The sequence below is a fragment of the Streptococcus sanguinis genome, assembly GCF_900475275.1.
Classification (GTDB): domain Bacteria; phylum Bacillota; class Bacilli; order Lactobacillales; family Streptococcaceae; genus Streptococcus; species Streptococcus sanguinis_N.
Window position 1 is genome coordinate 1,143,823 of sequence record NZ_LS483364.1, and the last position, 21,728, is coordinate 1,165,550.

At 42.3% G+C, this 21,728-nt stretch carries 20 protein-coding genes; all 20 read left to right on the forward strand.

The genetic code is table 11. The annotated features are described in order from the left end of the window. The first annotated feature begins 484 nt into the window (after nt 1-484). The 20 genes from DQM55_RS05935 (at nt 485) to DQM55_RS06035 (ending at nt 21,720) form a co-directional block, all read left to right on the forward strand. A complete protein-coding gene (locus tag DQM55_RS05935; protein WP_111675800.1) occupies nt 485-1,561 on the forward strand; it encodes an aspartate-semialdehyde dehydrogenase in 1,077 nt (358 codons plus the stop codon). Nucleotides 1,562-1,643: 82 nt separating this feature from the next. After that, the gene (gene dapA / locus DQM55_RS05940) at nt 1,644-2,579 is read left to right on the forward strand and encodes a 4-hydroxy-tetrahydrodipicolinate synthase (RefSeq protein ID WP_111675801.1); all 936 of its coding nucleotides are present in this window, start codon (nt 1,644-1,646) and stop codon (nt 2,577-2,579) included. A gap of 243 nt (nt 2,580-2,822) precedes the next feature. Further along, nucleotides 2,823-3,161, forward strand: a complete 339-nt coding sequence (locus DQM55_RS05950) for an ATP cone domain-containing protein (RefSeq protein ID WP_111675802.1) — start codon at nt 2,823-2,825, stop codon at nt 3,159-3,161. A gap of 141 nt (nt 3,162-3,302) precedes the next feature. Further along, nucleotides 3,303-4,154, forward strand: a complete 852-nt coding sequence (gene ylqF / locus DQM55_RS05955) for a ribosome biogenesis GTPase YlqF (protein WP_111675803.1) — start codon at nt 3,303-3,305, stop codon at nt 4,152-4,154. Beyond that, nucleotides 4,141-4,905 (forward strand): ribonuclease HII, encoded by a 765-nt coding sequence (locus tag DQM55_RS05960; protein ID WP_111675804.1) that lies wholly within the window; start codon nt 4,141-4,143, stop codon nt 4,903-4,905. The genes ylqF and DQM55_RS05960 overlap by 14 nt, the downstream gene beginning before the upstream one ends. A 17-nt stretch (nt 4,906-4,922) precedes the next feature. Then, complete coding sequence (locus tag DQM55_RS05965; RefSeq protein ID WP_111675805.1) at nt 4,923-5,765, forward strand: PRD domain-containing protein; 843 nt, start codon at nt 4,923-4,925, stop codon at nt 5,763-5,765. Then, nucleotides 5,741-6,304, forward strand: coding sequence for a sugar O-acetyltransferase (locus DQM55_RS05970; protein WP_111675806.1), 564 nt, complete (start codon nt 5,741-5,743; stop codon nt 6,302-6,304). Before DQM55_RS05965 ends, DQM55_RS05970 begins: the two co-directional genes overlap by 25 nt. A gap of 131 nt (nt 6,305-6,435) precedes the next feature. Beyond that, nucleotides 6,436-7,278, forward strand: a complete 843-nt coding sequence (gene dprA / locus DQM55_RS05975; protein ID WP_111675807.1) for a DNA-processing protein DprA — start codon at nt 6,436-6,438, stop codon at nt 7,276-7,278. A gap of 84 nt (nt 7,279-7,362) precedes the next feature. Beyond that, entirely contained in the window at nt 7,363-9,456 is a 2,094-nt protein-coding gene (topA, locus tag DQM55_RS05980; protein WP_111675808.1) for a type I DNA topoisomerase, read from the forward strand. Nucleotides 9,457-9,513: 57 nt separating this feature from the next. Continuing rightward, the gene (locus DQM55_RS05985) at nt 9,514-10,014 is read left to right on the forward strand and encodes a phosphoribosylanthranilate isomerase (RefSeq protein WP_111675809.1); all 501 of its coding nucleotides are present in this window, start codon (nt 9,514-9,516) and stop codon (nt 10,012-10,014) included. Then, nucleotides 10,011-10,955: a hypothetical protein gene (locus DQM55_RS05990; protein WP_111675810.1), complete on the forward strand. Its 945-nt coding sequence runs from the start codon at nt 10,011-10,013 to the stop codon at nt 10,953-10,955. Before DQM55_RS05985 ends, DQM55_RS05990 begins: the two co-directional genes overlap by 4 nt. Nucleotides 10,956-11,055: 100 nt before the next feature. Continuing rightward, nucleotides 11,056-12,390, forward strand: a complete 1,335-nt coding sequence (gene trmFO / locus DQM55_RS05995) for a methylenetetrahydrofolate--tRNA-(uracil(54)-C(5))-methyltransferase (FADH(2)-oxidizing) TrmFO (RefSeq protein WP_111675811.1) — start codon at nt 11,056-11,058, stop codon at nt 12,388-12,390. A 115-nt stretch (nt 12,391-12,505) separates the two neighbouring features. Beyond that, nucleotides 12,506-13,330 carry an alpha/beta hydrolase gene (locus DQM55_RS06000; RefSeq protein WP_111675812.1) on the forward strand — a complete coding sequence of 275 codons (825 nt, stop codon included), beginning with the start codon at nt 12,506-12,508 and terminating at the stop codon, nt 13,328-13,330. A gap of 32 nt (nt 13,331-13,362) precedes the next feature. Next, entirely contained in the window at nt 13,363-14,103 is a 741-nt protein-coding gene (locus DQM55_RS06005) for an esterase family protein (protein WP_111675813.1), read from the forward strand. Between the two features lie 12 nt (nt 14,104-14,115). Continuing rightward, nucleotides 14,116-15,282 (forward strand): ATP-grasp domain-containing protein, encoded by a 1,167-nt coding sequence (locus tag DQM55_RS06010; protein WP_111675814.1) that lies wholly within the window; start codon nt 14,116-14,118, stop codon nt 15,280-15,282. A gap of 224 nt (nt 15,283-15,506) precedes the next feature. After that, nucleotides 15,507-16,475, forward strand: coding sequence for a thiamine pyrophosphate-dependent dehydrogenase E1 component subunit alpha (locus DQM55_RS06015; RefSeq protein ID WP_111675815.1), 969 nt, complete (start codon nt 15,507-15,509; stop codon nt 16,473-16,475). 18 nt (nt 16,476-16,493) lie between these two features. Further along, nucleotides 16,494-17,486 carry an alpha-ketoacid dehydrogenase subunit beta gene (locus tag DQM55_RS06020; RefSeq protein ID WP_002900354.1) on the forward strand — a complete coding sequence of 331 codons (993 nt, stop codon included), beginning with the start codon at nt 16,494-16,496 and terminating at the stop codon, nt 17,484-17,486. Between the two features lie 349 nt (nt 17,487-17,835). Further along, the gene (locus DQM55_RS06025) at nt 17,836-18,879 is read left to right on the forward strand and encodes a dihydrolipoamide acetyltransferase (RefSeq protein ID WP_061591774.1); all 1,044 of its coding nucleotides are present in this window, start codon (nt 17,836-17,838) and stop codon (nt 18,877-18,879) included. Between the two features lie 78 nt (nt 18,880-18,957). After that, nucleotides 18,958-20,664: a dihydrolipoyl dehydrogenase gene (gene lpdA / locus DQM55_RS06030; protein ID WP_111675816.1), complete on the forward strand. Its 1,707-nt coding sequence runs from the start codon at nt 18,958-18,960 to the stop codon at nt 20,662-20,664. A 66-nt stretch (nt 20,665-20,730) separates the two neighbouring features. Further along, on the forward strand, nt 20,731-21,720 hold the full coding sequence (locus DQM55_RS06035) for a lipoate--protein ligase (RefSeq protein ID WP_111675817.1): 990 nt from the start codon (nt 20,731-20,733) through the stop codon (nt 21,718-21,720). Nucleotides 21,721-21,728: the final 8 nt, after the last annotated feature.

The following is a 21,728-nucleotide window of genomic DNA, read 5'->3' on the forward strand; positions in this document are numbered from 1 at the left end:
TTAGAGAGGCAAGAAGGGTTGTCTCAGCCGAGCTTAGAGACATTGATTCTGAGACGCGCAGTGTCGTGAGCGCTATTGCTCTTGATGAAACAACTTCGCAGAAGGCAGTTGTGTCGTAGAGCAATGGATGCAGTTTTGTTCGTGAGGACAAAATCTGTAAACCTTGAAACTTCTCTTAGAGAGGCAAGACGGTTTTTCTCAGCCGAGCTTAGAGACATTGATGCTGAGACGGTTGGCGTCGTGAGTGCTATTGCTCTTGATGACTCAACTTCGCAGAAGGCAGTTGAGTCGTAGAGCAATGGATGCAGTTTTGTTCGTAAGAACAAAAGCTGTAAACCTTGAAAGCTCTCTTAGATAGGCATGAGAGTTGGTGTGGTTTATCAAAAAATCGCACTTATATTCTTTAGAACTATTTGCATTTTTCCCTAAAAATAGTATAATACTAACAATACAAAATTTTTTGAAAATTCAGAGAGGTTATCGCATGGGATATACAGTTGCTGTAGTAGGTGCCACTGGTGCCGTTGGATCTCAAATGATTAAAATGCTGGAAGAATCTAGCCTTCCAATTGATAAAATACGCTATCTGGCGTCTGCTCGTTCAGCTGGTAAAGTTCTCCAGTTCAAGGGACAAGATATTACTATTGAAGAGACGACTGAGACGGCTTTTGAAGGTGTAGATATTGCTCTCTTTTCAGCTGGTGGTTCTACCTCAGCAAAATTCGCTCCTTACGCAGTCAAAGCTGGAGCAGTAGTGGTTGATAACACCTCTTATTTCCGTCAAAATCCTGATGTTCCTCTGGTTGTTCCAGAAGTCAACGCCCATGCATTAGATCAGCACAAGGGAATTATCGCTTGCCCTAACTGCTCGACAATTCAGATGATGGTGGCTTTAGAGCCTGTTCGTCAGCAGTGGGGGTTGGAGCGCATCATTGTGTCTACCTATCAAGCAGTTTCTGGTGCAGGTATGGGAGCCATTCTTGAAACCCAAGCTCAATTGCGCTCTGTTCTCAATGATGGTGTAAATCCTAAGGAGGCGGAAGCCAATATCCTGCCATGTGGCGGCGACAAAAAACATTATCCTATTGCTTTTAATGCCTTACCTCAGATTGATGTCTTTACAGATAACGACTACACTTATGAAGAGATGAAGATGACTAAAGAAACGAAGAAAATCATGGAAGATGATTCTATTGCTGTTTCTGCGACATGTGTCCGCCTTCCGATTTTGTCTGCTCACTCAGAGTCTGTCTACATCGAGACTAAGGAAGTTGCACCTATTGAACATGTAAAAGCAGCAATCGCAGCTTTCCCAGGTGCTATTTTGGAGGATGATGTAGCTCATCAGGTTTATCCGCAAGCGATCAATGCGGTTGGTAAGAAAGAAACCTTTGTTGGCCGAATTCGTAAGGATCTTGATGCAGAAAAAGGAATTCATATGTGGGTTGTTTCAGACAATCTTCTTAAAGGTGCAGCTTGGAATTCTGTTCAAATCGCAGAGACACTGCATGAGCGTGGTTTAGTTCGTCCGACAGCAGAAGTTGTTTTTGAATTAAAATAAAGTGAATAAGGAAACTTGACAGCATAGGGTTGAATAATCGTTCTTTCAACCCTCTTTTCGTATAATAAAGAGAGGTAAGTTTATGGCGTATTCGGATCTGAAAAACTGTAAAATCATCACAGCTTTTATTACACCTTTTCATGAAGATGGTTCCATTAATTTTGATGCTATTCCAGACTTGATTGAGCACCTTTTGGCGCATCATACGGATGGGATTTTACTAGCTGGAACAACTGCTGAAAGTCCAACTCTGACTCATGATGAAGAGTTGGAGTTATTTGCGGCAGTTCAAAAGGTTGTCAAAGGGCGTGTTCCTTTGATTGCCGGTGTCGGTACCAACGAAACGCGTGATTCTATCGAATTCGTCAAAGAAGTAGATGAATTTGGTGGCTTTGCAGCTGGTTTGGCCATTGTACCCTATTACAACAAACCTTCTCAGGAAGGGATGTATCAGCACTTTAAAGCCATTGCGGATGCTTCAAACCTGCCTATCATTATCTACAATATACCTGGCCGGGTTGTTGTTGAGATGACACCTGAGACTATGCTGAGGTTGGCAGAACATCCAAATATTATCGGCGTTAAAGAATGTACCAGTCTGGCGAACATGGCCTATCTGATTGAGCATCGTCCAGAGGAGTTTCTGATTTATACTGGTGAGGATGGCGATGCCTTTCATGCTATGAATTTGGGGGCTGATGGAGTTATTTCTGTTGCTTCTCACACAAACGGTGATGAAATGTTTGAAATGCTGGACGCTATTGAACACAATGACATCAAAAAAGCAGCAGCTATCCAACGGAAATTCATCCCTAAAGTCAATGCCCTTTTCTCTTACCCAAGTCCAGCTCCAGTCAAGGCAGTCCTTAATTACTTAGGATTTGCAGCTGGCCCAACTCGCTTGCCGCTTGTACCAGCGCCCGAAGAAGATGCCAAACGTATTATCAAGGTTGTGGTCGATGGCGACTATCAAGCAACCAAAGAGACGGTTAAAGGCGTTCTAAGACCGGATTATTGATTGATAGAACTGAAAAATATTTCTAGAAAGGATTGCCCAGAGCAGTCCTTTTTTATATAGTCTTTTAAGATTAAAGAAAAAAGGAAGCTTCCTTTGAAAAATATTGGAAAAAATTATATAATGTTAAGGTATGGTCTGGCTTCCAGAATTCTTTTTGAGCAGACTATAGACAACTGGACTGACAGCAGTCATGTTAGAGACTTACATTAGATTAGAAATATATAATATAAAAGGAGTTTTTTTATGCAAGTTATTAAACGGAGTGGTGAGGTTGTAGAATTTGACCCAGATAAAATTTATCAAGCAGTTTTAAAGGCAGCTCAGACTGTCTATGTGTTGACAGATGATTTGCGTCAGAATTTAGCGCAGGTTACAAAGAAAGTGGTTCTGGATTTGGATGAAGCTAAGGTTGAGCGTGCGACTATTAGCATGATTCAGTCCATGGTTGAAAGCCGCCTCTTGGGTGCAGGCTATATTACCATTGCAGAGCATTATATTTCCTATCGCTTGCAACGCGATTTAGAGCGCAATGGCTATGGAGATCATATCGCTGTGCATCTGCATTTTGAGCAAGTGAGATAAAGTTAAAAAGCCTGCTAGGGCTTTTTTTGCTCTTGAGGTAGAAAGGATCACTTTAGCATTCATCCGCTTAAATTTTAGAAATATGTTAAAATAGTTAAAGATATAAAATTTTATCAATGATATTCGTTGAAAGGATAAATTATGGCAACGATTCAATGGTTTCCAGGGCATATGTCTAAGGCACGGAGACAGGTACAGGAAAATATTAAGTTTGTTGATTTTGTGACGATACTGGTTGATGCGCGACTGCCCTTATCTAGTCAGAATCCTATGCTGACTAAGATTGTGGGTGACAAGCCCAAGCTTTTGATTTTAAACAAGGCTGATTTGGCTGACCCTGTTCGTATTAAAGAATGGCAGAGCTATTTTGAAAGCCAAGGGATTCCGACTTTATCTATTAATTCCAAAGAGCAATCTGCTGTAAAAAAAGTGACAGATGCAGCTAAAAAGCTTATGGCTGACAAATTGGCGCGTCAGAAAGAGAGAGGAATTCGCATCGAAACCCTGCGTACCATGATTATTGGCATTCCCAATGCTGGCAAATCAACCCTCATGAATCGCTTGGCAGGTAAGAAAATTGCCGTTGTAGGGAATAAGCCAGGTGTAACCAAGGGCCAGCAATGGCTCAAGTCAAATAAAGACTTGGAAATCTTGGATACACCAGGAATACTCTGGCCTAAGTTTGAAGATGAGACGGTTGCTCTCAAGCTTGCTCTGACTGGAGCTATTAAGGATAATCTACTGCCTATGGATGAGGTAACGATTTTTGGCCTCGATTATTTCAAGGAGCATTATCCTGAGGAGCTGACAGCACGCTTCAAGCAGCTGGATCTGAGTCAGGAAGCACCTGATATGATTATGGATATGACTCAAAAACTTGGTTTCCGTGATGACTATGATCGTTTTTATAGCTTATTTGTCAAAGATGTTCGTGATGGTAAATTGGGCCGATATTGCTTGGATACAGTAGGAGAATTAGATGGCAACGATTAAGGAGATTCAGCAACGCTTAGAGTTAGTGACTGATTTGGCTGATCCTTTTCTGGCAGAAGCAGCGAATGATTTGCGCAGTGGAGTTCAAAAAGCGATTGAAAAGCGTAAAAGAGCTATTCAGGCAGAGTTAGATGAAGATTTGCGTCTGGAGCAGATGTTACGGTATGAAAAAGAGCTTTATCAAGCAGGCTACCAGGCAATCGCTGGGATTGATGAGGTCGGCCGCGGTCCTCTAGCTGGACCAGTTGTCGCTGCAGCAGTAATCTTACCTCCAGGATGTAAGATTAAGGGGCTTAACGATAGTAAAAAAATTCCTAAGAAAAAGCATGATGAAATCTATCAAGCAGTTATGGATAAAGCCTTGGCAGTAGGTGTTGGCCTGATGGACAGCAAGATTATTGATAAAGTCAATATCTACGAAGCGACCAAGCTTGCTATGAAAGATGCTTTGTCTAAGCTTTGTCTCAAGCCAGATTATCTGCTGATTGATGCCATGAAGCTAGATGTCGAGATTCCGCAAGAGTCCATCATCAAAGGTGATGCTAATTCGCTATCTATTGCAGCGGCCAGTATTGTTGCTAAGGTCACTCGAGATAAGCTGATGGCAGACTATGACAAAGAATATCCTGGTTATGATTTTGCGCAAAATGCAGGCTATGGAACTAAGAGCCATTTGCAGGGCTTGGAGCGAAACGGCGTAACTCCTATTCATCGCAAGACATTTGAACCAATAAAATCCATGTGCGAATAGGCACGAAGAGGTGAGGCATGCTTATCAGTAAAATCTTAAACAATAATGTGGTGATTTCTGAAGAGGACCAAGAAGAAGTTATTCTAATGGGACGAGGACTGGCCTTTGGTCGAAAAGTTGGCCAGGAGATTCCAGATGAGCTGATTGAGAAAAAGTATGTCTTGTCAGAAAATAGACGACAGCTTCTGATGGAGTTGCCAGCAGAGGTCATGGAAATGTCAGATAAGATTATTTCTTTCGCAAGGGAGAAACTGCAGAAGAAACTCAAAGACACTGCTTTTCTGGCGATGGCAGATCATATCCACGGAGTCTTGCTGCGCTTGGAAGATGATATTTACCTCAAGAATTTCCTCATGTGGGATATTAAACGCTTTTTTCCTATCGAGTTTGAGGTTGGTCAGTATGCCAAACAGCTTTTGAGTGCTTATGTCAGCAAGGAACTTCCAGATGATGAAGCAGCTTTTATGGCGCTGACCTTGGTCAATGCAGAGCTGGAAAATGGCGACGGAACTGCGCGTGATTTGACTATGATGATGGAGGAAATCATGACCATTGTCAAGTACAGTTTGGAAATTTCTTTAGACGAGGAAGACATCTACCTTGAGCGCTTCATGACCCATCTAAAATTTTTCTGTGAGCGAGTCCTGACTGATAGCGGCCACCGTGATTTAGAGGACAATGAGATGTTTGACTTACTTAAATGTAAGTATCCCTTGGCTTATGAGACAACTAGGAAGATTGCTGAATTTTTAAAGCAAACCAGAAATTACCAAACATCAGAGGATGAACAACTTTACCTGACCATCCATTTGTCACGCATGAAAAGGAGGATGACATGCAAAGCGAATACGAAAAAATGATTGCTGGAGAGATTTACCGACCACAAGACGAAGATTTAAGAAAAATTAGAGCCCGCTCCAAAGAATTTCAATATCGTTTCAACCACGAGCAAGACAGTGACAAGCGTACGGCCATTATCAAGGAATGGTTTGGCAGTACGGGAAATAATCTTGCTATGAAGCCAGATTTGGTTTGCGGCTACGGAATTAACATTCATTTAGGAGAAAATTTTTGTTCTAACTGGAACCTGACTATGCTGGACGTTTGCCCCATTCGCATCGGAAACAATGGCATGCTCGGTCCAAATTGTCAGTTTTTGACACCTCTTCATCCGCTTGATCCAGTGGAAAGAAATTCCGGTATTGAGTACGGAGCACCAATCACTATTGGTGATAATTTCTGGGCTGGCGGAGGTGTGACGATTCTGCCAGGAGTGACATTAGGGGATAATGTGGTAGTCGGAGCAGGAGCGGTTGTGACTAAGTCTTTTGGTGACAATGTAGTCTTGGCTGGTAATCCAGCACAAATTATTAAGGAAATTCCTGTTCATAAAGAATAAAAGATGGGTTAAAGGCAAATAGTCAAGGAGACCAGCTATTGACAACATCAAATTCAATAAAATCGTAAAGAAGGAACTGTATTGCAGTTCTTTTTTTGAATTTTTTACGAATAAGAAAGTGAGGTGAAAAAATGAATAATTTTGAGATTTATAAAATGAAAAAAGCTGGTTTGACTAATCATCAGGTTTTAAATGTTTTGAGATACGCCGAGAGTAGAGATAGCAAGCTTTCTCTCCGAGATAAGGCTGTCGTATCTGAGTGCCGTAATCCCGCTCTCTTTATAGAGAAGTATAAACGTCTTGATCTACCAGCTTTGAAGGAAGAATTCGAACTTTTTCCGTCCTTTTCTATCTTGGATGATATTTACCCTTGGGATTTATGTGAGATTTATGATGCCCCGACTTTGTTATTTTATCAGGGAAATCTAAATCTACTAGAATTGCCCAAGGCTGCAGTCGTTGGCAGTCGAGACAGCAGCAAGCAAGGAAATGCCTCCGTACAAAAGATTGTCAAGGAGCTAAATAATGAATTGGTTATCGTTAGTGGCCTAGCTCGTGGAATAGATACAGCGGCTCATATGGCTGCCCTGCAAAACGGGGGGCAGACGATTGCTGTCATCGGAACAGGATTAGATGTCTTTTATCCCAAAGCAAACAAAAAATTACAATCTTACATTGGCAAAAATCATTTATTGCTGACAGAGTATGGTCCAAGTGAACAGCCTTTGAAGTTTCATTTTCCAGAGCGGAATCGGATCATCGCTGGTCTCTGTCGTGGCGTCATCGTGGCAGAAGCTAAGATGCGCTCAGGCAGCCTGATTACCTGTGAGCGAGCGATGGAAGAAGGGCGAGATGTCTTTGCTATTCCGGGGTCAATTTTAGATGGGAAATCTGACGGTTGCCATCATTTGATTCAAGAGGGCGCAAAGTGCATCACATCAGGCTCTGACGTTCTTTCTGAATTTGATTTTTAAAACAAGTTTTCCTATAAGAAAAGTTAGCAGTTGACATCTATCAAAAAATAGTTTAAACTCTATGAGATTTATTTCTTATAGAAGGTGTCTAAATTGGTTACAAAAACAAAGAAGAAGTCTACGACCAAGAAAAATCTTGTCATCGTAGAGTCGCCTGCTAAGGCAAAAACAATAGAAAAATATCTGGGACGAAACTACAAGGTTCTGGCCAGTGTCGGGCATATTCGTGACCTGAAAAAGTCTACTATGTCCATTGATTTTGAGAACAACTATGAGCCGCAGTACATCAATATTCGTGGTAAAGGTCCGTTGATTAATGACTTGAAAAAAGAAGCAAAGAAAGCTAAACAAGTCTTTCTGGCAAGTGACCCGGACCGCGAAGGAGAAGCTATTTCATGGCATTTGGCTCACATTCTTAATCTGGATGAAAAAGAGAAAAACCGTGTCGTCTTCAACGAAATTACCAAAGATGCGGTCAAAAATGCTTTTAAAGAGCCGCGTCAGATTGATATGAATTTAGTTGATGCGCAGCAGGCTCGTCGAGTTCTGGACCGCTTGGTTGGTTATTCTATTTCTCCTATTCTCTGGAAGAAAGTCAAAAAAGGCCTGTCAGCTGGCCGGGTGCAGTCTGTCGCTCTCAAGCTGATTATTGACCGGGAAAATGAAATCAATGCCTTCAAACCAGAAGAGTACTGGACAATTGATGGAACCTTCAAGAAAGGAACCCGTCAGTTCCAGGCCAGCTTCTATGGTATGAATGGTAAAAAGATGAAGCTGACCAACAATGACGAGGTCAAAGAAGTTCTGTCTCACCTCAAGGGTGATGACTTTACAGTCGACAGTGTCGAAAAGAAAGAGCGTCGACGCAATGCTCCGCTGCCCTACACGACTTCCTCTATGCAGCAGGATGCCGCTAATAAGATTAATTTCCGGACTCGTAAGACAATGATGGTGGCTCAGCAGCTCTATGAAGGGATTAATATCGGTTCTGGCGTACAAGGTCTTATTACCTATATGCGTACCGACTCGACTCGTATCAGCCCAGTAGCGCAAAATGAAGCAGCGAGCTTTATCACGGATAAATTTGGCGCCAAATATTCCAAACATGGCAGCAAGCCCAAGAACGCTTCTGGCGCTCAAGATGCCCACGAAGCCATTCGTCCTTCCAGCGTTTTCAATACTCCAGAAAGCATCGCAAAGTATCTGGATAAGGATCAGCTTAAGCTCTATACGCTGATTTGGAACCGTTTTGTAGCCAGTCAAATGACAGCAGCAGTCTTTGATACTATGAATGTTAAGCTGGGGCAAAATGGTGTCCAATTTTCTGCCAACGGCAGTCAGGTCAAGTTTGATGGCTATCTGGCTATTTACAACGACTCTGACAAGAATAAAATGCTGCCAGACATGGAAAAGGGCGATACCGTCAAACGTGTAAATACCAATCCAGAACAGCACTTTACCCAGCCACCTGCTCGTTATTCTGAAGCGACTCTTATCAAGACTTTAGAAGAAAATGGCGTTGGTCGGCCGTCTACCTATGCACCGACCATTGAGACCATTCAGAAACGATATTACGTTAAGCTGGTTTCCAAGCGCTTTGAGCCGACGGAACTAGGGGAGATTGTCAATTCACTGATTGTCGAATTCTTCCCAGGCATTGTAAATGTGAAATTTACAGCAGAAATGGAAGCTAAACTAGATGATGTAGAAGTTGGCAAAGAGCAATGGCAGAAAGTTATTGACGAGTTTTATAAACCTTTTGAAAAGGAAGTGGCTAAAGCCGAGACTGAAATGGAGAAAATCCAAATCAAGGATGAGCCAGCTGGTTTTGACTGTGAGGTCTGTGGCAGTCCCATGGTCATCAAATTGGGTAGATTTGGCAAGTTCTACGCCTGTAGCAATTTTCCAGACTGTCGTCATACTCAGGCTATCGTCAAAGAAATCGGCGTGACCTGTCCACAGTGTCAGAAAGGTCAAGTTATTGAGCGTAAGACTAAGCGAAATCGCATTTTCTACGGCTGCGATCGTTATCCTGACTGTGATTTCACATCTTGGGACAAGCCAGTTGGTCGGAACTGTCCAAAATGTGACCATTATCTGATTGAAAAGAAAGTACGCGGTGGTGGCAAGCAAGTAGTCTGCAGCAATGGCGATTACGAAGAAGAAAAAGTGAAATAACATTTTTACATAATTTATATTACGTAAAATATCTTTCTGAAGAAGAGGTGAAGTTTTATGACAGATAAATTTGCAGAATTTCTAAAAATCGCGTCTCAACTGAATAAGATAGGAATTGTTCCACTTCTGATGGGTTCTCTAGGTCTGGAGCAAGTTACTGGACAAGACTGGCAGGCGCGTGATATTGATATTCATGTTCATGGTGATGAGCGTGGCTGGGAAGCACCAGACGAAGAACGTATTTACGATATGGACAAGATTGAGCCTATGATGGAGCGCTTGGGCTATCGCTTAGTCGATCTGCACGAGCATGAATTTCAAAAAGAAGATCTGTCTATTGAATTTGGAGCCATGGAAACCTTGGGGGCATTCGCTGGTGTGCCGCTAGAGGAGTTGACTCGAAAAGAAGTTGAAGATGTTGAGTTTCTACTGCCGAATGCAGAGCAATTCTTAGCTATCTACCGTGCTTCTTCCCAAGATTCTTACCGAAATGAAAATAACAATCATAAAGATTTTGCTAAGATTGCTTACTTGGAGGAGATGTTAAAAGCAAAGTGATTAAGAAAATAATTAGTGTACTGTTTTCTATTCTCGCATTATTTATTTTGTCAGCATGCAACAACAGTGTAGATCATGATTTAAGTAGTACGGCTATATCAAATATTAGTTCCGTAATAGAAGCTGCAGGACTAAAAGCAGAAGGATACTCGACTGCTGATACTTTTGGCTATCAGGGATTTCCGTTTTACGTTGAAGGAAACAAAAAATTTGTTGATGTCTATGTGGATTTTGAAAAAGATTATGTTCAGAAAACTCCAGTCCTCAGATACAACCCGAGACTTAAAGAAGTTGAGAAGAAAATTTTCTTTGGTTTGGCCAAGAAAACAGTCTATCGTTTAGAAATGGAGTATGTTTCTGGCGATGACAATTATGATAGACTTGAAGAAGCATACAATAGATTGCTTCAAAGTGATAGCTTGACTTCTACATTTTTGAGCAAAGATATGATTAGACAGCTTTATATTAAAAACTCAATTGAATTGGACTCCTTTGACTCAAGTTATTCTTTGGTGCCACAAGAAGAATATAGTGGCAACCCAGAAACTCATCTTGAAGAACAAGAAAAAAGAGAAGCAATTTTGAAAACAGATGTCAAAGAACTAGCTCCGTTAATCAAGGACTTAGACCTAAGTAGAGCAAATAAACTAGATGAAGATTTGCTTGCTCTTAATCGCGATATACTCTTAAAAAGAGTTGCTGACAATCGTTCGACTTTTAGTATTCATATAAGCATTGATATAGAACAAGTACGAAAACAAAACCTACAATTAGCTAATGAAGATATTGACAATTGGACAGACTCTGATTTTGAATACTTACTTGTTCAAATACTTCAAATCGATAAACTACCTAGGAATACAGAAGTGGGCTTTGGCATAAGTTACGAAGACAATAGTCATCTGTATGCTTATAAGACATTCAGTTTTGTTAAACAATAATTTTGGAAAGACATTCAGGAATCCTCCTGTCTGTCTTTTTTACTATCTTTTTGTTATAATGGTCAGAGTGAAAATCTAGAAATATCCAAGGGAGAGTATCATGTCATCATCCTATATCAATGTTATCGGTGCTGGTCTGGCTGGCAGTGAAGCAGCTTACCAGATTGCCAAGCGCGGCATCCCAGTCAAACTCTATGAAATGCGGGGTGTTAAGTCAACGCCTCAACACAAGACTGCAGACTTTGCAGAACTGGTCTGCTCTAACTCTTTGCGAGGAGATGCGCTGACCAATGCAGTTGGCCTACTAAAAGAAGAAATGAGACGGTTGGATTCAGTCATCTTAAAGTCAGCAGAAGCGACTCGAGTGCCAGCAGGAGGTGCTCTAGCAGTTGATAGAGAAGGTTTTTCTCAGATGGTAACAGAGCTAGTGACCAACCATCCATTGATTGAGGTCATTCGTGAAGAAATCACTGAAATTCCAGAGGATGCTATCACAGTCATCGCGACAGGGCCCTTGACTAGTGATGCTCTGGCCGAGAAAATCCATGCGCTTAATGGAGGCGACGGTTTTTATTTCTACGACGCGGCGGCGCCGATCATTGATGTCAATACCATCGATATGACTAAGGTCTATCTCAAATCTCGTTATGATAAGGGGGAAGCGGCCTATCTCAACGCGCCAATGACCAAGCAAGAATTTATGGATTTCCATGATGCTTTGGTCAATGCCGAGGAAGCACCACTCAATTCCTTTGAGAAGGAAAAATACTTTGAAGGCTGCATGCCTATTGAAGTTATGGCCAAGCGAGGTATTAAAACCATGCTTTATGGACCGATGAAGCCGGTTGGTTTAGAATATCCAGATGACTACCAAGGACCTCGAGATGGTGAATATAAGACGCCATACGCTGTGGTGCAGCTTCGTCAGGACAATGCAGCAGGCAGTCTTTACAACATCGTCGGCTTCCAAACTCATCTCAAGTGGGGAGAGCAAAAGCGTGTCTTTCAGATGATTCCTGGCCTTGAGAATGCAGAATTTGTCCGCTATGGTGTTATGCATCGAAACTCCTATATGGACTCTCCAAATCTGCTAGAACAGACTTTCCGCTCTAAGAAACAGACTAATCTTTTCTTTGCAGGTCAAATGACTGGCGTCGAAGGCTATGTTGAGTCTGCAGCTTCTGGTCTGGTTGCTGGTATCAATGCCGCTCGACTCTTCAAAGGAGAAGAAGCACTTGTTTTTCCAGAAACAACAGCTATCGGTAGCCTGCCACACTATGTTACCCACGCTGACAGCAAGCATTTCCAACCCATGAATGTCAATTTTGGCATTATCAAAGAGTTGGACGGCCGTCGGATTCGTGACAAGAAAGAGCGCTATGAGAAAATTGCTGAGCGAGCCTTGCAGGATTTACAGCCTTATTTGGATAAATAATCTATTTTCTATCATTATCTAATAAAAATCATTAAAAAGTTAGGAATTTCCTAACTTTTTTGCTTAATTTGTGATATAATAAATAAAAATTTTGAAAATAGAAAGTTTTCTGAAAATGAATAAATCCTATTTTTACCTTGAAATGAAGACACATGAGTTGGTCGTTCCTTATACTAAGCAAAAACGCCGTGTCCGCGTCTTGCTTCCAAAGAACTATAGTCAGGACACAAATAAGACGTATCCGGTCGTTTATTTTCACGACGGACAAAATGTTCTTTATAGCAAAGAGTCTTTCAGCGGCCATTCGTGGAAGGTGATTCCAACAATTAAGCGTAATCCAGATATTGAAAAAATGATTGTCGTGGCTATTGACAACGATGGCCAAGGGCGGATGAATGAGTATTCAGCTTGGAAGTTCCAAGAGTCCAATATTCCCGGTATTCAGTTTGGCGGCAAGGGAACAGAGTATGCGGAGTTTGTCATGGAAGTCGTCAAGCCTTTTATTGACCAGCATTATCGGACTAAGTCGGATCGGCTGCATACGGCTATGATTGGCTCTTCTCTTGGGGGAAATATCAGCCAGTTTATCGGTGTTGAATACCAAGATCAGATTGGCTGTCTGGGAATCTTTTCATCAGCAAATTGGCTGCATCAGGAAGCCTTTGACCGTTATATTGAGAGAAAAAAACTTCAGGCTGACCAGCGAGTTTTCATTTATGTTGGGACAGAAGAGGCTGATGATACAGATAAGACATTAATGGCTGGCAACATCAAGCAGGCCTATATTGATTCATCGCTCAGCTATTTCCGACAGTTGCTCGTGTCTGGGGTAGATTTGTCCAATATTCAGATTAAGATCCAGTCTGGAGCTATTCATAATGAAATCGCTTGGGCAGAGCACTTGCCAGACTGTTTCCGTTTTATCAGCGAGAAATGGTAATCTAGTCAAACAGTGAGAAAGAGGTAAAAACTATGCATGTAGAATTTTTAAGTCATTGGAGCGGCAATCTAGGCCGAGAAATGTATATCAATCGCTATGGCCATGCTGGGCTCCCGATTATAGTCTTTGCATCATCAGGCGGCAGCCATAATGAATATGCTGACTTTGGTATGATTGAGGCCTGTGCAGGTTTTATTGAGGCTGGTAAGGTCCAATTTTTCACTCTCAGCAGCATTGATAGCGAGAGCTGGTTGGCGGACTGGAAGCACCCACACGATCGAGCAGAAATGCATCGTGCCTATGAGCGTTATGTCATCGAGGAAGCTATTCCTTTCGTCAAGCATAAGACAGGCTGGTTTGACCCTATGATGACGACAGGCTGCTCCATGGGAGCTTATCATGCTGTTAATTTCTTCCTGCAGCATCCAGATGTTTTCAATAAAGTGATTGCCCTCAGTGGTGTCTATGATGCACGTTTCTTTGTTGGTGACAATTTGAATGACGAAGTCATTTATCAAAACTCTCCAGCAGACTATATCTGGAACCAAAATGATGGCTGGTTTATTGACCGCTATCGACAGGCCGATATTATCGTTTGTACTGGCTTGGGTGACTGGGAGCAGGATGGCCTGCCTTCCTTCTACACGCTGAAAGAAGCTTTTGAGCATAAGAATATTCCAGCTTGGTTTGCCGAATGGGGTCATGATGTTTCCCATGACTGGATTTGGTGGCGTAAGCAAATGCCTTATTTCCTCAATGAACTCAATCTTTAAAGGAGGTTTCCTATGAATTATATCGTTATTTCTCCCTATTATCCACAAAATTTTCAGCAGTTTACAGTGGAGCTGGCTAACAAAGGAATCACTGTTCTGGGAATCGGTCAGGAGCCTTATGACCAGCTAGACCAGCCTTTGAAGGATTCATTGACCGAATATTTCAGAGTAGAAAATCTTGAAAACCTTGATGAAGTAAAAAGAGCGGTGGCCTTTCTTTTCTACAAGCATGGACCTATCGACCGGATTGAGTCACATAATGAATACTGGCTGGAACTTGACGCAGAGTTGCGTGAGCAATTCAATGTCTTTGGAGCAAAGCCAAAAGACTTGAAAAAGACCAAGTTCAAATCAGAAATGAAGAAACTCTTTAAAAAAGCAGGCGTTCCAGTGGTACCTGGTCAGATTGTCAATACAGAAGCAGGCGCTGATTTGGCTGTCAAGAAACTTGGTCTGCCTTTGATTGCTAAGCCTGATAATGGAGTAGGAGCAGTTGCAACCTTTAAATTAGAAACAGCAGAAGATGTCGAACGATTCAAGCAAGAATGGGATCATCAGACTGCTTATTTCTTTGAAAAGTTTGTCCAGTCTGGCGAAATCTGTACTTTTGACGGTTTGGTAGATAAGGATGGTCAGATCGTCTTTGCAACCACCTTTGACTATGCCCATACACCGCTGGATTTGATGATCTATAAGATGGACAATTCCTACTACGTTCTTAAGGATATGGATCCAAAACTGCGTGCTTATGGAGAAGCGATTGTCAAAACCTTCGGCATGAAAGAACGCTTTTTCCATATTGAGTTCTTCCGCGAAGGTGATGATTATGTAGCCATTGAGTACAATAACCGTCCAGCTGGCGGCTTTACCATTGATGTCTATAATTTCGCCCACTCAATCGATCTTTACAGAGGCTATGCAGCGATTGTAGCAGGAGAGCCTTTCCCAGCTGCTCACATGGAGCCACTGTATTGTTTGGCAACCTCGCGCCGTGCATCGACAAACTATGCTTACCCTGAGGCTGACTTGCTGGAGAAATACAGAGATAATTTCAAAGTTAAGAAAGACATGCCAGCCGCTTTTGCAGAGCTGCAAGGTGACTACCTCTATATGCTAACAACACCAAGCCGTGAGCAGATGGAGCAGATGATTGCAGATTTTGCTAAACAGGCGGACTAATCAAAAGCATGCTCTGCTATTATTTTCGTATAACAGTTTCAAAATAGTAAAAACTACTCTAGCACAAAAAAAGTTTGTGAAATTCCTGTTTTGGTGCCTACAACCAGTTTATCCAATGGATTGACTGGTTTTTCTTTGTGAAATATAAGTGAGCAAAAGTTTTGACAGTGCTTACAGCTTTAGATAGAATTAAATAGAAGAATTATGCTTAGAAAGGCAAAAAAATGGCAACTTTAGATAAAAATCTTTTGTTAGAGATGTTCCGTAAGATGGAAGAAATCCGTCGAATGGACTTAAAAATTGCTCAACTTGTAAAAAAAGGAAAGGTTCCTGGAATGACTCACTTCTCAGTAGGTGAGGAAGCAGCCAATGTTGGTGCTATGCTGGCTTTGAACAAGGATGATTTGTTGACTTCTAATCACCGGGGACACGGTCAAGCTATCGCAAAAGGAATCAACCTCAACGAAATGATGGCGGAAATCCTAGGGAAATACACCGGTACCTGTAAAGGAAAAGGCGGCTCTATGCACATTGCTGACCTAGATGCCGGAAACCTTGGTGCTAATGGTATCGTAGGTGGCGGCATGGGAATTGCTGTTGGAGCAGCTCTGACCCAGCAAATGCAGAAGACTGGCAAGATTGTTGTCTGCTTCTTCGGTGACGGTGCTACCAACGAAGGTGTCTTCCACGAAGCAGTCAACATGGCTTCTATCTGGAATCTGCCCGTTATTTTCTATTGTATCAATAATGGCTATGGTATTTCTGCTGACATCAAGAAAATGACCAATGTAGAGCACATCCACGAGCGCAGTGCAGCTTATGGTATTCCAGGTATGTTCATCGAAGATGGCAATAATGTTCTGGATGTCTATGAAGGTTTCCAAAAGGCTGTGGAGCATGTTCGCAGTGGTAAAGGACCTGTCTTAATTGAGAGCGTGACCTATCGTTGGTTGGGACACTCGTCTTCTGACCCAGGTAAATACCGTACTCGTGAAGAAGTGGAAGAATGGAAGAAGAAGGATCCAATCGAAAATCTTCGTAAATACTTGCTGGAAAACAAGATTGCAAGCGAGGAAGAGTTGGAAGTTATCCAAGCTGGAGTCAAAGAAACGGTAGAAGCGTCTGTAAAATTCGCAGAAGAAAGTCCGTTTCCGCCACTTGAATCTGCCTTTGAAGATATTTACGCAGACTAAAGAGAGGAGAAAAAGAAAATGGAAACTAAAACTATGTCTTTTCGTGACACCATTATCCTCGCTATGTCTGAGGAAATGCGTCGCGATGAAAATGTACTCTTAATGGGAGAAGATGTCGGAGTCTTTGGTGGAGATTTCGGAACATCTGTTGGTATGCTGGAAGAGTTCGGTCCAGAGCGTGTACGTGACTGTCCGATTTCAGAAGCAGCTATTTCTGGAGCAGCAGCTGGAGCAGCTATGACAGGGCTGCGTCCAATCGTAGATATGACATTTATGGACTTCTCTGTAATCGCCATGGATGCTATTGTTAATCAAGCCGCTAAAACGCGCTATATGTTTGGCGGAAAAGGACAAGTGCCAATGACTGTCCGTTGTGCGGCAGGTAATGGAGTTGGCTCAGCGGCTCAGCACTCTCAGTCTTTGGAATCTTGGTTTACCCACATTCCAGGACTTAAGGTAGTCGCTCCAGGAACTCCGGCTGATATGAAGGGACTTCTCAAGGCTTCTATCCGAGATAACAACCCGGTTATTATCTTGGAATACAAGTCTGAATTTAACCAAAAAGGCGAGGTGCCACTAGATCCTGAGTATGTAATCCCACTCGGTGTAGGTGAAATCAAAAAAGAAGGTACCGATGTAACAGTTGTTACCTACGGAAAAATGCTTCGCCGTGTCATGCAGGCAGCTGAAGAATTAGCAGAAGAAGGTATCTCTGTAGAAGTGGTTGACCCACGTACATTGGTGCCGCTTGATAAGGATATTATCATCAATTCTGTTAAGAAGACCGGAAAGGTCGTTTTGGTTAATGATGCCCACAAAACTAGCGGTTTCATTGGTGAAATTTCAGCGATTATTTCTGAGTCTGAAGCATTTGACTATCTAGATGCTCCAATTCGCCGTTGTGCAGGTGAAGATGTGCCAATGCCTTATGCACAGAACTTGGAAAACGCGATGATTCCGACCGTTGAAAGCATCAAAGATGCTATTCGGAAGACATATCATAAAGAATAAGGTATAATAAAGAAAAGGCTTTCTTATGAATTAGATTACATAAATTATTTTATGTAATCTAATCTTGTGTAGAGGTCGAAGTAGCTAAAATTTTACAAATTACAGACAATCGTTATTCGGAGTGATTATATCCGATGAGCGACTTAGTAAGTCTGTAAGGTTGAACGCCGATAGCGGCAGCTGTAGCAACTTGAGATACGTTTCGTATCCAAGTTACTTGTAGAGTTGAACATGGGCTAAAAGCTCGGAAAAAAGATAAATCTCCTTGGCTTCATCGAAGCTTGCGTAGATTTCCTATTTTTCAGTCGCTTTTTACGCCCTTAGTATCATAATTAGAATTGGAGAGGTCATGGCTGATGACAAGCTAAGAGCGACTCCTGCAGCTAGAAAGTTAGCGGATGATTTGGGAATCAACCTCTATGATGTTTCTGGCTCAGGTGCAAATGGTCGTGTCCACAAAGAAGACGTGGAAACTTATAAAGATACAAATGTGGTGCGCATTTCACCACTGGCAAAACGAATTGCCCAAGAACACAATATTGCTTGGCAAGAGATTCAAGGAACTGGCCATCGTGGCAAGATTATGAAGAAAGATGTTCTTGCTTTCTTGCCTGAGAATGTTGAGAGCGATACAATCAAATCTCCTGCTCAAATTGAAAAAGTTGAAGAAGTGCCTGATAATGTCACTCCTTACGGTGAAATTGAGCGTATTCCAATGACGCCAATGCGGAAGGTTATCGCTCAGCGGATGGTAGAATCTTACCTGACGGCGCCAACATTCACACTTAACTATGATGTTGATATGACAGAAATGCTGGCCTTGCGTAAAAAAGTGCTGGAGCCAATCATGGAAGCAACTGGCAAGAAAGTAACTGTTACAGACCTGCTTTCGCTGGCTGTTGTGAAAACACTGATGAAGCATCCTTATCTCAACTCAACTTTGACAGAGGATGGCAAGACCATTATCACACACAACTATGTCAACCTTTCAATGGCAGTCGGTATGGATAACGGCCTGATGACACCAGTTGTCTACAATGCAGAAAAAATGAGCCTATCAGAGCTTGTGGTAGCCTTTAAAGATGTGATCGGACGTACTTTGGAAGGCAAGTTGGCTCCAAGCGAGCTGCAAAACTCAACCTTCACAATCAGTAACTTGGGTATGTTTGGCGTTCAGTCCTTTGGTCCAATCATCAACCAGCCAAACTCTGCTATCTTGGGTGTGAGCTCGACAGTAGAGAAACCTGTTGTTGTTAATGGCGAAATTGTTATTCGTCCAATTATGAGTCTGGGCTTGACCATCGACCACCGTGTAGTTGATGGAATGGCTGGAGCTAAGTTTATGAAGGATTTGAAGGCTTTGATTGAAGATCCAATTTCAATGTTGGTATAAGATTTTATTTTCTTTGCTATTCTAAAAAGCGAAGAAGCACTCAGCAAATGAAAAATTAAATTAGAAAAGGAAAGAAAAATGGCTTTAGAAGTAATTATGCCAAAAGCCGGTGTGGATATGACCGAAGGGCAAATTGTCCAATGGAATAAGAAAGTCGGCGAATTTGTCAAAGAAGGGGAAATCCTTCTGGAAATCATGACTGACAAGGTCAGCATGGAATTGGAAGCTGAAGAAGATGGCTATCTGATTGCCATTCTCAAAGGAGACGGTGAAACCGTGCCAGTAACGGAAGTCATCGGTTACTTGGGAGAAGAAGGAGAAAACATTCCAACTGCTGGCGGATCTGCACCTGCGGAAGCACCAACTCCTGCAACAGCGGCAGCAAACACAGATGATGATAAGAGCGATGATGCTTACGATATCGTTGTTATCGGTGGTGGACCTGCTGGTTATGTAGCGGCTATCAAAGCAGCCCAGCTGGGTGGCAAGATTGCCTTGGTTGAGAAGTCTGAGCTAGGCGGAACCTGCTTGAATCGTGGTTGTATCCCTACAAAGACTTACCTGCACAATGCTGAAATCATTGAAAGCCTTGGTCACGCTGCTAATCGCGGTATCATCATTGAAAATCCAAGCTTCTCAGTGGACATGGACAAGGTTCTGGAAACAAAAAATAAGGTTGTTAATACGCTTGTTGGCGGTGTTGCTGGCCTTCTTCGCAGCTATGGCGTAGATGTTCATAAGGGAATTGGTACTATTACTAAAGACAAGAATGTTCTTGTAAACGGTAGCGAGCTGGTAGAAACAAAGAAGATTATCTTGGCTGGTGGTTCAAAAGTCAGCAAGATCAATGTTCCTGGTATGGAATCATCTCTTGTTATGACCAGCGATGATATTCTGGAAATGAACGAAGTACCAGAAAATCTGGTAATTATCGGCGGTGGTGTTGTCGGTATTGAGCTTGGACAAGCCTTCATGACATTTGGCTCAAAAGTCACTGTTATCGAAATGATGGACCGCATCGTACCAGCTATGGATGCGGAAGTTTCTAAAAACCTTCGCCTCATCTTAGAGCGCAAGGGGATGAAAATTCTGACTGAAACTAAGTTGGAAGAAATCATCGAAGAAAATGGTAAACTTCGTATCAAGGTTGAAGGAAAAGAAGATATTCTAGCAGATAAGGCTCTGCTGTCTATCGGACGTGTGCCAGACTTAGAAGGTATTGGTGAGGTCGAGTTCGAACTGGATCGCGGCCGTATCAAGGTCAATGAGTACATGGAAACTTCTGTTCCAGGTATTTACGCACCAGGTGATATCAATGGTACTAAGATGCTGGCTCATGCAGCCTTCCGCATGGGTGAAGTTGCTGCTGAAAATGCTCTGAAGGGTAACCACCATGTTGCCAAACTCAATCTGACACCTGCAGCCATCTACACCCTGCCAGAAGTAGCAGCAGTTGGTTTGACAGAAGAGCAAGCTCGTGAGAAATACGATGTAGCAATTGGTAAGTTCAACTTCGCTGCTAACGGCCGTGCTATCGCTTCAGACGCAGCTCAAGGCTTCGTTAAAGTCATCGCTGACAAGAAGTATGGTGAAGTCCTCGGTGTTCATATCATTGGTCCTGCGGCTGCAGAATTGATCAACGAAGCATCAACCATCATCGAAATGGAAATCACCGTAGAAGAAATGCTTAAGACCATTCACGGTCACCCAACCTTCTCAGAAGTTATGTACGAAGCATTTGCTGATGTACTGGGATTGGCAGTTCACTCACCTAAGAAAAAATAATTTAAAAGATAGATTAGACTGGGCATAAAACATTGTTCCAGTCTCTATCGTATAAAGAGGTAGCTTATGAAATACATTGTTAACTACTCAAATGATACAGCTTTTAATATCGCTTTGGAAGAATATGCTTTCAAACACCTCTTAGATGAGGATGAAATTTTCCTGCTCTGGATTAACAAACCCTCTATCATAGTGGGGCGTCACCAAAATACCATCGAAGAAATCAACCGTGATTATGTCCGTGAGCATGGTATTGAAGTAGTGCGTCGTATCAGTGGCGGAGGTGCCGTTTATCATGATCTAAACAACCTCAACTACACCATTATCTCTAAGGAAAGCGAAGATCGTGCTTTTGACTTCAAGAGTTTTTCTACGCCAGTTATCAATACCTTGGCAGAGCTTGGGGTAAAGGCTGAATTCACTGGCCGCAATGACCTAGAGATTGATGGCAAAAAGTTCTGTGGCAATGCTCAGGCCTATATTAACGGCCGTATCATGCACCATGGTTGCCTGCTCTTTGATGTTAATCTGTCCGTCTTGGCCAATGCGCTTAAGGTTTCTAAAGACAAGTTCGAATCAAAAGGAGTTAAATCCGTCCGTGCCCGTGTAACCAATATTGTCAATGAATTGCCAGAAAAGATTACCGTCGAAGAATTCCGAGACCTGCTTCTGGACTATATGAAGAAAGAATATCCAGAAATGACAGAGTATGTCTTCTCTGAGAAAGAACTGGAAGAAATCAAGCAAATCAGAGATAGCAAGTTTGGAACTTGGGACTGGAACTACGGTAAATCACCTGAATACAATGTGCGCCGTGGCACCAAGTTTACCAGCGGTAAGGTAGAAATCTTTGCCAATGTTGTTGAATCCAAGATTCAGGATATTAAAATCTATGGAGACTTCTTTGGTATTGAGGATGTAGCAGCAGTAGAAGATGTGCTGCGCGGCGTTAAATACGAGCGCGAAGATGTCCTTAAAGCTCTTGAAACGATTGATATTAGCCGCTACTTTGCTGGAATCAGCAGAGAAGAGATTGCCGAAGCTATCGTCGGTTAAAATATGAC